Genomic DNA, 13,445 nt, shown 5'->3' on the forward strand with positions numbered 1-13,445 from the left:
CGCAATTACGTCATTCCGGTTCGCCGGATTCGCGCACCAGATGCCACGGCCGGTCCGGCCGGGTGTTCCGCGCGCCCGCGCTGACCCGGAGAGCATGCACCGCGCGTTCCGGTGCCGCATCGGTGCCGCCCTCGATCCGGCCCAGGTATTCGTGCCCGGTCAGGTGACACCACGAGGGCAGGTCGATCGGGGCCGCCGGGTCGGTGGTGACCACCCGCACCTCGGTGCCCGGCGCGGTGACCGCGACCACGCCCCGCAGCTTGATCAGCAGCCGCACGCAGAGCATGCCGGTGCCGTCGACAAGTACCGGCCCGTCAGGGCTTTCGGAGGAGCTCAGCGATCGCTCCGGCGGTCCGACACGGCGTGGGACGCCGCGGCGGTGACGGCGGAGACCACCAGCACCGCGGGCCAGGCGCCGATCTTCCTGGCCAGCGGGTGGGAGAGCCCGAACGCGCCGAGGTAGGTCGCGACCAGCGCACCGGTGGTGACCGGGCCGGTGGTGCGGGCCCATTCCCGCCCCGCCAGCACACCGCCGGCGGCGAGCACGGCACCGCCGAGCGGCCGGACGCCGGTGCGGCGGGCGATCTGCCAGCCCCCGATGAGAGAACCTGCGGTGACGGCGGATGTCGGAAGTCGCATGCCGCCGACGCTACACCGGCTCCCCGTCACCTGGTCAGGCGGTAGAGGCCCGGGCCGACCAGGGTGAGCGCGGTCGTCTCCCGGCCCGGCGGACCGGCCCTCAGCCGGTCGGCGACCATCGTGCGGATCGTGGACTCGGCGCAACCCGTTCCCCGGCGCCGCATCTCGGCCACCACCTCGTCGACGGTGAACCCGGCCTCCGCACGGCCCCGCGCGAGCGAGCGCACGGCGTCGAGGATCTCGCGGCGGGCGCCGTCCCTGGTTCCGCTGTCCAGCACCGGCAGCTCACCCGTGGTCACCGGGTCGGCGGGATGCAGGGGCACGGACGGCGAGGGCACGTCCGCGCGCACCGCCGGTACCGGAGCCCCGGCCAGGGGCTCGACCAGGTAGGCGAACAGAACCCGGCCGGGCCCGGCCGGCTCGGCGACCCGGCAGTGCGCGGTGAGCCGGTGACCGAGCGCGAGATTGCCCAGGGCCCGGCCGGCCGGGCCCTGGAGCGTGGCCATGCCGGCCGGGTCGAGCTCCAGTCGCGCGCCCGGCTCACCGATCCGGCCCGGGCCGGGCCGGTCGTGAGCCGCACCCTGGGCCGAGTGCAGGGCCGAGTCCAGGGCCGTGCGCAGGGCGTCGGCCAGCCGGTCGTCGAGAAGCTGTACCACCCAGCGCTGTTCGGCCCGCACCTGGGCCAGCCGGAAGAGGTCGCGCAGCAGCTCGCCGAGAACGGCCGCGTCCGGCCGGACGCCGGCGGGACCGGGGTGCGGGAACGCGAGGGCGACCACCGTGAGGCCGGTCGCGGGCTCGCTCTCCGGATCGACCACCAGGCCGACCCGGCCGCCGGCCAGTGCGGGCAGCGTCACCCCGGCGCGCAGCCGGCGGGCGGGCACCCCGGCCTCGCCGAGTGCGAGCACGGTCTCGAAGCGCAGCACGTCCTCGCCGAGCAGGTGGGTGCGCCCGGCGTCGTGGTGACCCGCCATCCGGCCCGCCACCGTCCGCCACACCGTCTCTCACTCCCCCGGACGCATGACGTCATCGTGCCCCTACCACGTCCCGGGCCGGAAGTACCGGAACTGCCCCGAACGGCGAAAGGCTCCGCCGGGCGGCCCGGGCTGGTTACGATCACCCGGTTCGGCCACTCACCACGGGGGTTCGGGATGAGGATCGCCATTGTCGGAGCCGGTTTCGCCGGTCTGGGCACCGCCCGCATGCTGGTGCGCTGCGGCTTCGAGGTGACCGTGTTCGAGCAGGCCCCCGACGTCGGCGGGGTGTGGAGCCGCACCCGGCGCTATCCGGGTCTGCGCACCCAGAACGACAGGCGCACCTACGCCTTCTCCGAGTACCCGATGCCGTCGCACTACCCGGAATGGCCCACCGGAGAACAGGTCCAGCGTTATCTGGAGGGTTACGCCGCCGCCTTCGGGCTGGACCGGGTGATCCGGCTCGGCACCGAGGTGGTGTCGGCCGAGCTGGTGAACGAGTCGTCCTGGCGGCTGACCGTGCGTCCCGCCGACCCGGTGCGCCCTGCCGACCCGGTGCGCCCTGTCGACCCGGTGCGGCCGGACGACGCCCCGCACGAGCACGACCGGGCCGCCGCCGAGGTGCTGGAGTTCGACCACCTGGTGGTGGCCAACGGCACCCTGTCGAAGCCGGCGATCCCGGTGCTGCCCGGCCGCACCGGGTTCGAGGAGGCCGGCGGAAAGGTGTGCGCCACATCGGATTTCATTGACCTGGACGACGCCCGCGGGCGTGACGTGGTGGTGCTCGGCTACGGCAAGTCGGCGTGCGACGTGGCCGTGCCGGTGGCCGACGTGGCCGCCCGCACCACCGTGGTGGCCCGGCACCTGCTCTGGAAGGTGCCGCGCCGGCTCGGCGGGCTGCTCAACTACAAGTATCTGCTGCTGACCCGCCTCGGCGAGGGCCTGTTCCCCTACCTGCGTCCCGGCCTGTCCGACCGGGTGCTGCACGCGGCCGGGGGCCGGGTGCCCGCGGCGATGCTGGCCGGGGTGCGCGCCGTCGTGGTCCGGCAGTACCGGCTGGACCGGCTCGGGCTGGTGCCGCACGGCCCGTTCGGCGAGATCGCCCGCAGCACGGTCGGCCTGGTCACCGAGGGTTTCTACGAGCGGGTGCGATCGGGACGCCTGCGGGTGGTGCGTGACGCCGTGGTGGAGGAACTGCTCGCCGAGGGCGGCCGGCCGCGGGCGCGGCTGAGCACCGGCGAGACCGTGGACGCCGACCTGGTGCTCTGCGGAACCGGTTTCGACCAGCAGGTGCCGTTCCTCTCCCCCGGCCTGGTGGCCCGGCTCCAGGACGACCGCGGCAACTTCGTGCTGTACCGGCAGATCCTTCCGCCGCGGGTGCCGGCGCTGACCTTCGCCGGTTACGACTCGTCGTTCTTCTGCCCGCTCGGCGCGGAGATCGGCGCCGTCTGGACCGCCGCGCACCTGCTCGGTGGCCTGCCCCTGCCGGATTCCGGGCAGATGCTCGCGCAGGCGGGCGAGCAGGTGCGGTGGGCGGAGCGACGGGCCCAGGGCAAGCACGGCCGGGGCACCAACGTCGTCCCCTTCTCGATGCACCACGTCGACGAGATGCTCGACGACCTCGGGCTCGGCGTGGGCGCCGTCACCCGGGCCCGGCAGTGGCTGCTGCCGGTGAACCCCTCGGCCTACCGCCACATCGGCACGGCACTGCTGGAACGGCTCGCACCGCAGAAGCTTTCGTAAGACGTCCGGGTTCGCGCTGGTCACGCCCGGGCTGGTGATCGACCGCCGGTCGCGGGTCAGGCGGGGACGGCGTTCTCCGGCACGACCGTGAGGCGCCGGGCCGGTCCGGCGGCACGCAGCAGCGCGGTCATCGACGCGGCCGGCTGCGGGCGGCACAGGTGGTAGCCCTGGCCGTAGGCGATGCCCAGCCCGGCCAGCCGCTCGCGCTGCGGCTCGGTCTCGATGCCCTCGGCCACCACGTCCACCTGGAGCGAGCGGGCCAGCGCCACGATGCCCTCCAGAAGCGGGGACGACGCGGCGGTCTGGAGGTTGCTGGTGATCGACCGGTCCAGCTTGAGCTGGCGCACCGGATAGCGGTGCAGGTAGTCCAGCGAGGTGTAGCCGATGCCGAAGTCGTCCAGGCTGACCCGCACCCCGGCCTCGGTGAGCAGGGCCAGGGTGAGCGCGCCGGCCTCCGGGGGCAGCTCGTCGTGCTCGGTGATCTCCAGGTGCAGCTGCTGCGGGCGCACCCCGGTGCGCCGCAGGTACTCCAGCGTGACCTCGGCCAGGTGCGGGTCGAGCATGCTGGTGCGACCGAGGTTGGTGCTGACGTAGATCGAGCCGATCCCCTCGGCCTCCCACTGCGCCACCTGGGCCAGGGCCTCGTGCAGCACCCAGCGGTCGAGATCGCCCGCCAGGCCGGAGGTCTCGGCCAGACCCAGGAAGTCGTCGGGGCGGATCATCCCGCGTTCGGCGTGCCGCCAGCGGATCAGCGCCTCGCACCCGGTGACCGCTCCGGTGCCGAGCTCGACCAAGGGCTGGTAATACACCTCCAGGGTGCCCGCGGTGGTGTCGCCGTCCATGGTCCGCCGCAGGTCGGCGAGCAGCGTCTGCCGGCCGAGCACCTGCTCCCGGTGCTTCGGGTCGTAGACCGTCACGGTGTTCTTGCCCGCGGCCTTGGCCGCGTACACCGCGATGTCGACCTCGGTGAACACTTCGGCCTCGTCACGACGGGGGCAGCTGATCGCGGTGACCCCGGTGCTGGCCCGCACCGGCATCGCGTTGCCCGACACGGTGAACGGCTCGGCGAACACCTGCTCCACGGTCTGCTCCACCGAGGCGTGCCCGGGCGGCAGGATCAGCACGAACTCGTCACCGCCGGTGCGCCCGATGATGCCGTCGGCGCCCACCGCACCGCGCAGCCGCCGGGCCACCTGCACCAGCAGCTCGTCGCCGGCGTAGTGCCCGAAGGTGTCGTTGATCTGCTTGAAGTCGTCGAGGTCCAGCTGAGCCAGTTGCCAGGGCCGCTCCGGCGAGGCGTCCACACGACGGTAGGCCAGCACCAGCCCGCGCCGGTTCAGCAGGCCGGTGTACCAGTCGCGCACCGCCAGCCGCTCGTTGTCGAGAACCGCTGCCGCACCACGCACCAGCGCGACCACAGCCAGCAGCAGCCCGGTCAGCAGATAGACCAGGGCCGGCAACCGGCCGCCGTCCTGCGGGCCCAGCACATAGAGCAGCACCGGCATCACGGCCAGCGGGATCAGGCCGAGCAGCCGTCCCGACTCGGAGCGGCGGCAGCTCAGGGCGGCCCGGGTGAAGGCCGAGCGCATCGACGGGTCGAGCGGGGCCCAGACGAACAGGCCGACGGCCACCGTCAGGCTGACGTAACCGGCCGTGACGTAGAACTGTTCGCCCCGGGCGGTGGACAGGAGGATCGCGCCGGCGATGATGCCGAGGGCGCCGAACACGGTCAGCAGCAGGGCGCGGGGCATCCGTTCCCGGGAGAGCAGGAACCGCAGCAGCAGGCCGCCGAGGATCACGTCGAGGGCCGAGGTCAGCACCGGTGCGGTGGACATCCGCTCGGGCTGCGCCTGCACGCTGGTCACCACCTGGGCCAGCACCAGGCCGAGCACGCCGACGAGGAGAAGGCGGTCCGCGTACCGGGACACCCGGTCGTGCGGCCTGCCGAACTCCTCGTCGGCCCCGGGGAAGAACCCGCGCCGCAGCGGTTTTCTCACCGCGGGGTCCCCGTGCCGCCGGATCCAGTACAGCCGGATGCCGACGGCGAACGCGAACAGCTGCCCGGCCACCACGAGTGCCGCGTAAGCCGTCGTCCTGACCGGCTCCGAGGCCGGGACCAGCGGGTCGACCAGACCCGCGAGGCCCCACATCAACAGCATTCCCGCAACCAGCCACCAGGCGACCCGCTCGGCCGGGCGGTACCACGCCATGCCGCCGAGCGTCGCGCCCACGGCCACCCATGTCCCGGACACCAGCAACCACGGCTGGGCCTGCGGGACCCCGGCGAGAACCGCCAGTATGAGCAACCCGACGAGGGGGACGCCGATCGGCATCGGCCGGGCGGCGGCGTCTTTCGGCGTCTCCCTCATGCCCGGTCCGTCGGCGCGGGCGGGCCGCAATCAAGCACGGACGGTCACCGGGACCGGCCGGCCAGCACGGCGTCCACCCGGTCGGTCCAGCGACACGCGGTCACCGGTCCGGTCTCAGCGACCGGCCGGAACCACACCCTCCAGCCCCTGCGCCACCTCGGCGAACAGGTCGAAGACGCCGGGCGTGGCCACCACCCGGCTGTTCACGATCACCTCGTCGACCCCCAGCTCGGCGAGCCGGGCCAGCCGCTCGACGGCCTGGGCCGGACTCTCACCGGCTGAACCACCGGCCGTGCCCTCGCGGGTCAGGTACAGGTTGCTCAGCACGGTCTTGTGGATCTCGGCGTAGTCCCGCCCGATGTCGTCGCAGTGCCCCCGCAGCACCGCGAGTTTGTGTGGAATCACACTCTTGTCCGGGCCGTCGAACAGGTTGCAGGCGTCGCCGTACCGCGCCAGCAGCCGCAGCGTCTTCTTCTCGCCCCCGCCGCCGACCAGGATCCGCGGGTGCGGGCGGGACAGGGCCTGCGGCACGTTCAGCGGGCGTTCCAGCCGGTAGTGCTCTCCCTCGAACGGGCTCTCGTCACCGTCCCACATCCGGTGCGCGATGCGCAGCGTCTCCTCCAGCCGCTCGAACCGCTCGGCGGTGGAGGGGAAGGGAACGCCGAGACCGCGGTGCTCGTCCTCGTTCCAGGCCGCGCCGATGCCCAGCCAGGCACGGCCGCCGGAGAGCACGTCGAGGGTGGTGACGGTCTTCACCAGCAGACCGGGATGCCGGTAGGTGACGCCGGTGACGAGCGTTCCCAGGGTGATCTTCTCGGTGAGGGCCGCGGCGTAGGCCAGCGCCGTGTAGCCCTCCAGCATGTCCAGGTCGGGGCGGCCGAAGATCTGGAAGAAGTGATCCATCACCCAGAAGCTGGACAGGCCGGCCTGGTCGGCGTCGCGGGCGATCCGGCCGAACGTCCGGCCGAGCTCGGCCGGTCCGCCGTCCCAGGTGAACTTGGGTACCTGAAGTCCGATGCGCATGCCCCCAGCCAACACGCAAAGGGCCCGAGGACGTCCTCGGGCCCTTCTGTGGGAGAGCTCAGAAGTGCAGCAGCGGGTCGATCGCGACGACCAGGAACAGCACCGTGAGATAGGTGATCGAGCCGTGGAACAGCCGCATCGGCTTGAGCTCGGCCTCCTGCCGCTTCGCCCGGCCGTACAGCCGGTGCGCCTCGTAGAGGAAGTAGGCACCGGTGACGCCCGCGCCGATCGTGTAGAGCCAGCCGGTGTCGGCGGCCGGGATCAGCAGGAACGACCAGAGCACCATGGCCCAGGAGTAGATGATGATCTGCCGGGCCACGTTCACCGGGTCGGCCACCACGGGCAGCATCGGCACACCGGCCTTGGCGTAGTCCTCGCGGTACTTGATGGACAGCGGCCAGTAGTGCGGCGGCGTCCAGAGGAACACGATGCCGAACAGGATGAACGGCGCCCAGTCCAGGCTGTTGGTGACGGCCGACCAGCCGATCAGCGTGGGCAGGCAACCCGCGACGCCGCCCCACACGATGTTCTGCGGGGTGCGGCGTTTCAGGATCATCGTGTAGCCGACCACGTACAGCAGGATCGCGGCGAGCCCCAGCAGCGCCGACAGCACGTTCACCGTGACGGCCAGCACCAGCGTGGCGATCGCGCCCAGGGCCAGCCCGAACGTGAGGGCGCCGCGAGGGCTGACCTCGCCGGTGACCAGCGGCCGGTTTCCGGTGCGCTTCATCTCCGCGTCGATGTCGCGGTCGATGTACATGTTCAGGGCGTTGGCGCTGCCGGCGGCCAGCGAGCCGCCGAAGAGGGTCGCGAGCACGAGCCAGAGCGAGGGGACGCCCCGCTCGGCCAGCATCATCGCCGGCACGGTGGTGACCAGCAGCAGCTCGATGATGCGGGGCTTCGTCAGCGCGACGTACGCCTTCACCGACCGGCGCAGCTTGTGCGATCCCTTGGCCCGGACCAGGAAGAGCTCGCTCTCACCGGTCAGTTCGGGAAAGGCCGCCCTCAGCGCGGGCACCGTCGGGACGTGTGTGGGCGGCGCCACCAGCCCCGAGGGCGGCGCCGGGCGAGGTTCGACAGCAGTCACAGTTCCCTCGATGTTCAGATTCGGTCGTGCGTCACTGTACGCGGGGCCTTCGGCCCTTTCGGACCCGGCACCCCGTAACACTCTGGCAAAGCTCGGCAGAACCTTGCGGTAACCCCAGCTCATCGGCATGCCGAGATCGCTTCCGGAACCACGATCATGGCGGATCATGGCCCGCGTACGACCGGTCATGGCTGTTCGTGCCCGCCGTCCTGTTCAGAACCGGCAGGTCGCGTCCGAAGTCCGAAGCGAGCGACTCCCCGGACACGCGGACACTCCGCTACACCTGTTGAAGTCTGTCCGGACATCAGCGGCCCGAACTGGCCTGCAAGAGTTCACGCACGCGCGCCTGGAACGGCCCGGCTCCCCGGCCCGGGCTAGGCTCGATCTTGAGAAAACCATGTAGGGAAGGATCCAGATCGTCGTGACAGACACCGCGGCAACTAGCGCCACCTTTGAGTGGACCGACCTGGACAAGCGCGCGGTGGACACCGTGCGCCTGCTCGCCGCCGACGCGGTGCAGAAGGTCGGGAACGGTCACCCCGGGACGGCGATGAGCCTCGCCCCCGCGGCGTACACGCTGTACCAGAAGGTCATGAAGCACGACCCGACCGACCCGAACTGGGTGGGCCGCGACCGCTTCGTGCTCTCCGCCGGGCACTCCAGCATCACCCAGTACGTCCAGCTCTTCCTGGCCGGTTACGGCCTGGAGCTGGAAGACCTGAAGGCGCTGCGCACCTGGGGCTCGCTGACCCCCGGTCACCCGGAGTACGGCCACACGGCCGGCGTCGAGATCACCACCGGTCCGCTCGGCCAGGGTCTGGCCTCCGCGGTCGGCATGGCGATGGCCGCCCGTCGTGAGCGTGGCCTGTTCGACCCCGAGGCCGCGCCCGGCACCAGCCCGTTCGACCACCACATCTACGTGATCGCCTCCGACGGTGACCTCCAGGAGGGTGTCACCTCCGAGGCCTCGTCGATCGCCGGTCACCAGGAGCTGGGCAACCTGGTCGTGATCTACGACCAGAACCACATCTCCATCGAGGACGACACCGACATCGCCTTCACCGAAGACGTCGCCAAGCGGTACGAGGCGTACCACTGGCACGTGCAGAAGGTGGACTGGACCGTCACCGGCGAGTACGTCGAAGACGTCCAGCAGCTGGCCGACGCGATCGAGGCGGCCAAGGCCGAGACCTCGAAGCCGTCGATCATCCTGCTCCGCACGATCATCGCCTGGCCGGCCCCGACCAAGCAGGGCACCGGTGCCTCGCACGGCTCGGCCCTCGGCCTGGACGAGATCAAGGCCACGAAGGAACTGCTCGGCTTCCCGGCCGACCAGGACTTCTACGTCGAGCCCGAGGTGTTCAAGCACGTCCGCGGCGCGATCGACCGCGGTCAGGCCCTGAAGGCCGCCTGGCTGGACGGTTTCAAGAAGTGGGAGGCCGCCAACCCCGAGCGCGCCGCCCTGCACGAGCGTCTCGCGGCGGGCCGTCTGCCCGACGGCTGGGAGAGCGCGCTGCCGTCGTTCCCGGCCGGCAAGGACGTCTCCACCCGCAAGGCCTCCGGCGCCGTCCTCGACGCCCTGGCCCCGGTTCTGCCGGAGCTGTGGGGCGGTTCGGCCGACCTGGCCGAGTCGAACAACACCACGATGAAGGGTGAGCCGTCGTTCATCCCGTCGCGGCGTTCCACCAGCACGTGGACCGGTGACCCGTACGGCCGCACGCTGCACTTCGGCATCCGCGAGCACGCGATGGGCTCGATCCTCGCGGGTATCCGGCTGCACGGGAACACCCGCCCCTACGGCGGCACGTTCCTCCAGTTCAGCGACTACATGCGGGGCGCCGTCCGGCTCACCTCGCTGATGGACATCCCGGTCACCTACGTGTGGACCCACGACTCCATCGGCCTGGGCGAGGACGGCCCGACGCACCAGCCGGTCGAGCACCTGGCCGCGCTGCGGGCGATCCCGAACCTGTCGGTGGTCCGCCCGGCCGACGCCAACGAGACCGCGTGGGCCTGGCGTTCGCTGCTGGAGCGCAACTCCGGCCCGGTCGGCCTGATCCTGTCCCGTCAGAACCTGCCCACCTTCGACCGTGAGGCCCCCGGCTTCAACGGCGCCGAGGGCGTGGCGCGCGGTGGGTACATCCTGGCCGAGGCCGACGGCGGCGACCCCAAGGTGATCCTGATGGGCACCGGCTCCGAGGTCCAGCTCGCGGTCGAGGCCCGTGAGGTGCTCCAGGCCGAGGGAATCCCGACCCGGGTCGTCTCGTTGCCGTGCATCGAGTGGTTCAACGAGCAGGACGCCAACTACAAGGCGACCGTGCTGCCCCACACCGTCAAGGCGCGGGTCTCGGTCGAGGCCGGCATCGCCCTCGGCTGGCGCGAGCTGGTCGGTGACAACGGCCGCAGCATCTCGCTGGAGCACTACGGCGCCTCCGCGGACTACAAGCGCATCTTCAAGGAGTTCGGCATCACCACGGACGCCGTGGTCGAGGCCGCCAAGGAGAGCCTGCGCGGCACCGAGTGACTCGCGCGCTCAACCCGAAGCGCGCGTAGCACCTGCACCACCCGGTTCGTCTCCCGGCGTCGACGAGGACGCGGGAGACGGGCCGGTTTCGAGAATGAGCCGTGCGGACGCCGCACGGCACCCGCAACAGGAGGCACATTCGTGAGCAACGCAACCAAAGACCTTGCCGCCAACGGCGTCTCGGTCTGGCTGGACGACCTGTCCCGCGAGCTGCTGGAGAGCGGCGACCTGGCGAAGCTGATCGCCGAGCGCGGCGTGGTCGGCGTCACGACCAACCCGACCATCTTCGCCAACGCGCTGTCCAAGGGCGACCGCTACCAGGACCAGGTGGACGCTCTCGCGAAGAAGAACGCGGACGTCGACCTCGCGGTCTTCGAGATCACCACCGACGACGTGCGTTCGGCGTCCGACGTGTTCAAGCCGCTCTACGACTCGACGAACGGCCAGGACGGCCGGGTCTCGATCGAGGTCGACCCGCGGCTCGCGCGTGACACCGAGGGCACGATCGACAGCGCCAAGAAGCTCTGGGCGACCGTCGACCGCAAGAACGCCATGATCAAGATCCCGGCCAGCGTCGAGGGCCTGCCGGCCATCACCGCCGTGATCGCCGAGGGCATCAGCGTCAACGTCACGCTGATCTTCTCGCTCGAGCGCTACCGCGCCGTCATCGACGCCTACCTGGCCGGCCTGGAGCAGGCCAAGGCCAAGGGCATCGACCTGTCCACGATCCGCTCCGTCGCCTCGTTCTTCGTGTCGCGTGTCGACACCGAGATCGACAAGCGCCTGGTCAAGATCGGCACCGACGAGGCCCTGGCGCTGAAGAGCAAGGCCGGTCTGGCCAACGCCCAGCTCGCCTACCAGGCCTTCGAGGAGTCCGTGGCGACCGCCCGCTGGCAGGAGCTGGCCGCGGCCGGCGCGCACGTGCAGCGTCCGCTGTGGGCCTCGACCGGAGTCAAGGACCCGTCGCTGCCCGACACCCTCTACGTGACCGAGCTGGTCGCGAAGAACACGGTCAACACCATGCCGGGGGCCACCCTGGAGGCCACCTTCGACCACGGTGTGATCACGGGTGACACGGTGACCGGCTCCTACGCCAAGGCCACCGAGACGATGAACGCCCTGGCCGCCGTCGGCGTCGACTACAACGACGTCGTCAACCTGCTCGAGGTCGAGGGCCTGGACAAGTTCGAGAAGAGCTGGGCCGAGCTCCTGGGCTCGGTGACCGACGAGCTGGAGCGCGCCAAGGCGCGGGTCGCGGAGTGAGCGAGGCCGACGTCTGGCCCGCCGACGACGTGGCCGCCGACGTGACCGTCACCCCCGCCGGTGCCGACGCGCTGAAGGCACTGGAGAAGCACCTGTCCACGCTGGTCGCCGACAAGGTGGCCTCGCGGATCGCGGGCAAGGACGCCACCCTCTGGGGTGACGCCGCCGTGTCCGAGGCCTCCGTCCGCCTGGGCTGGGTCGGCCTGGCCGACACCTCCCGGCCGCTGGTCGAGCCGATCGAGGCGCTGCGGGCCGAGCTGCTCGCCGAGGGCGTCGACCGGGTCGTGCTGTGCGGCATGGGCGGTTCGTCGCTGGCCCCCGAGGTGATCACCAAGACGGCCGGGGTCGACCTGGTCGTGCTGGACACCACCGATCCGGGCCAGGTGCGCAGCGCGCTGGTCGAGCTGGAGCGCACGGTCATCGTGGTCTCCAGCAAGTCCGGCGGCACGGTCGAGACCGACAGCCAGCGCCGCGTTTTCGAGGCTGCCTTCACCGCCGCCGGGATCGACGCCAAGCGCCGCATCGTCGTCGTCACCGACCCGGGCTCGCCGCTGGAGAAGGCCTCGAACGAGGCCGGCTACCGCGCCGTGTTCAGCGCCGACCCGACGATCGGCGGCCGCTACTCGGCGCTGACCGCGTTCGGCCTGGTGCCGTCCGGTCTGGCCGGTGTCGACGTGGGCGCCCTGCTCGACGAGGCGGCCGCGGTCAGCGACCAGCTCGCCGAGGACGTCGAGGCGAACCCGGGCCTGGTGCTCGGTGCGGTCCTCGGTGGCTCGCCCACGCCGGGCTCGAACGGTTTCCGCGACAAGGTGGTGTTCGCCGACTACGGCTCGGGCATCAACGGTTTCGGTGACTGGGCCGAGCAGCTGATCGCCGAGAGCACCGGCAAGGAGGGCACCGGCCTGCTGCCGGTGGTCGCCTCGCCGCAGGCGCCGGACGTCACCGCCCCCGCGGACGACACGGTCGTGGTGCGTCTGGCCCCGATCGGTTCCGACGCCACCACGGCGCCCACCGCCTCGGACGCCCCGGCGGCCGTCACGGTGAACGGGCCGCTGGGTGCGCAGTTCCTGCTCTGGGAGTACGCCACCGCGGTGGCCGGGCGCCTGATCGGGATCAACCCGTTCGACCAGCCCGACGTGGAGAGCGCGAAGGCCGCCGCCCGTGGCCTGCTCGACGCCACGCCGGAGCCGGAGCCGGCCGACGCCGTCGACGGCGGCATCGAGATCCGGGCCACCCCGGGTCTGCTCAACGGTGCCACCACCGTCGAGGCCGCCGTGGACGCCCTGCTCGCACAGCTGCCGGGCCGGGGCTACCTGGCCGTGATGGCATACCTCGACCGGCTCGCCGAGAGCGAGCTGGAGGGTGTGCGCGACCCGCTGGCCAAGCGCACGGGCCGGCCCGTCACCTTCGGGTGGGGGCCGCGGTTCCTGCACTCCACCGGTCAGTTCCACAAGGGTGGCGCCCCGGTCGGGGTCTACCTCCAGATCACCGCGGACTCCGCGAAGGACCTGGAGATCCCGGACCGGCCGTTCACCTTCGGCAAGCTGATCGGGGCCCAGGCCGCCGGTGACGCCACGGTGCTGGCCCAGCACGACCGGCCGGTGCTGCGTCTGCACCTGGCCGACCGGGAGGCCGGTCTGGCCGAGCTGATCCGGGTGCTGAGCCGCTAGCAGTACGTGTTCGAGGGGTGGGTCTGCTGATACGGGGAACAGCAGGCCCACCCTTCGCGTACGGATGACGGGAATGACCAAGGTCCCGCCGGACTTGGTTCCACATGCGTGGGCATGTCACGAGCTCCTCGACGTCCACCATTTTTCGATTGAAAG

General features: G+C 71.5%; 10 protein-coding genes. 4 read left to right on the plus strand and 6 right to left on the minus strand.

Annotated features, from left to right (window positions below):
• Positions 1-10 precede the first annotated feature (10 nt).
• Genes KIH74_RS07730 through KIH74_RS07740 form a run of 3 tightly spaced genes read right to left on the minus strand, consistent with a single transcriptional unit; the run spans position 11 to position 1,634 of the window.
• Complete coding sequence (locus KIH74_RS07730) at positions 11-337, minus strand: sulfurtransferase TusA family protein (RefSeq protein ID WP_372492022.1); 327 nt, start codon at positions 335-337, stop codon at positions 11-13.
• Positions 334-639, minus strand: a complete 306-nt coding sequence (locus KIH74_RS07735; protein ID WP_214155118.1) for a hypothetical protein — start codon at positions 637-639, stop codon at positions 334-336. Before KIH74_RS07735 ends, KIH74_RS07730 begins: the two co-directional genes overlap by 4 nt.
• A 26-nt stretch (positions 640-665) precedes the next feature.
• Complete coding sequence (locus KIH74_RS07740; RefSeq protein WP_214155119.1) at positions 666-1,634, minus strand: hypothetical protein; 969 nt, start codon at positions 1,632-1,634, stop codon at positions 666-668.
• 153 nt (positions 1,635-1,787) lie between these two features.
• Here KIH74_RS07740 and KIH74_RS37560 point away from each other — a divergent pair, with 153 nt between their 5' ends.
• The gene (locus KIH74_RS37560) at positions 1,788-3,353 is read left to right on the plus strand and encodes a flavin-containing monooxygenase (RefSeq protein WP_214155120.1); all 1,566 of its coding nucleotides are present in this window, start codon (positions 1,788-1,790) and stop codon (positions 3,351-3,353) included.
• A gap of 56 nt (positions 3,354-3,409) precedes the next feature.
• On the opposite strand, the gene KIH74_RS07750 is transcribed toward KIH74_RS37560, so the two are convergent.
• The 3 genes from KIH74_RS07750 to KIH74_RS07760 form a co-directional block, all read right to left on the minus strand.
• On the minus strand, positions 3,410-5,722 hold the full coding sequence (locus KIH74_RS07750; RefSeq protein ID WP_214155121.1) for a putative bifunctional diguanylate cyclase/phosphodiesterase: 2,313 nt from the start codon (positions 5,720-5,722) through the stop codon (positions 3,410-3,412).
• Positions 5,723-5,836: 114 nt separating this feature from the next.
• Positions 5,837-6,745: an LLM class F420-dependent oxidoreductase gene (locus KIH74_RS07755; RefSeq protein WP_214155122.1), complete on the minus strand. Its 909-nt coding sequence runs from the start codon at positions 6,743-6,745 to the stop codon at positions 5,837-5,839.
• Between the two features lie 58 nt (positions 6,746-6,803).
• Positions 6,804-7,832: a heme o synthase gene (locus tag KIH74_RS07760; RefSeq protein WP_308113640.1), complete on the minus strand. Its 1,029-nt coding sequence runs from the start codon at positions 7,830-7,832 to the stop codon at positions 6,804-6,806.
• A 415-nt stretch (positions 7,833-8,247) separates the two neighbouring features.
• On the opposite strand from KIH74_RS07760, the gene tkt reads away from it, so the two are divergent.
• The 3 genes from tkt (at position 8,248) to KIH74_RS07775 (ending at position 13,289) form a co-directional block, all read left to right on the plus strand.
• On the plus strand, positions 8,248-10,356 hold the full coding sequence (gene tkt / locus KIH74_RS07765; protein ID WP_372492023.1) for a transketolase: 2,109 nt from the start codon (positions 8,248-8,250) through the stop codon (positions 10,354-10,356).
• 141 nt (positions 10,357-10,497) lie between these two features.
• The gene (tal, locus tag KIH74_RS07770; RefSeq protein ID WP_214155124.1) at positions 10,498-11,619 is read left to right on the plus strand and encodes a transaldolase; all 1,122 of its coding nucleotides are present in this window, start codon (positions 10,498-10,500) and stop codon (positions 11,617-11,619) included.
• A 41-nt stretch (positions 11,620-11,660) separates the two neighbouring features.
• The gene (locus KIH74_RS07775; protein WP_372492024.1) at positions 11,661-13,289 is read left to right on the plus strand and encodes a phosphoglucose isomerase-related protein; all 1,629 of its coding nucleotides are present in this window, start codon (positions 11,661-11,663) and stop codon (positions 13,287-13,289) included.
• Positions 13,290-13,445: the final 156 nt, after the last annotated feature.

Source organism: Kineosporia corallincola (genome assembly GCF_018499875.1).
GTDB classification, from domain to species: Bacteria; Actinomycetota; Actinomycetes; order Actinomycetales; family Kineosporiaceae; genus Kineosporia; species Kineosporia corallincola.

Bases quoted from the DNA above. Each gene is read 5' to 3' on its own strand.
- KIH74_RS07735 (WP_214155118.1), bottom strand. From the start codon at position 639: ATGCGACTTCCGACATCCGCCGTCACCGCAGGTTCTCTCATCGGGGGC.
- KIH74_RS37560 (WP_214155120.1), top strand. From the start codon at position 1,788: ATGAGGATCGCCATTGTCGGAGCCGGTTTCGCCGGTCTGGGCACCGCC.
- KIH74_RS07750 (WP_214155121.1), bottom strand. From the start codon at position 5,722: ATGAGGGAGACGCCGAAAGACGCCGCCGCCCGGCCGATGCCGATCGGC.
- KIH74_RS07755 (WP_214155122.1), bottom strand. From the start codon at position 6,745: ATGCGCATCGGACTTCAGGTACCCAAGTTCACCTGGGACGGCGGACCG.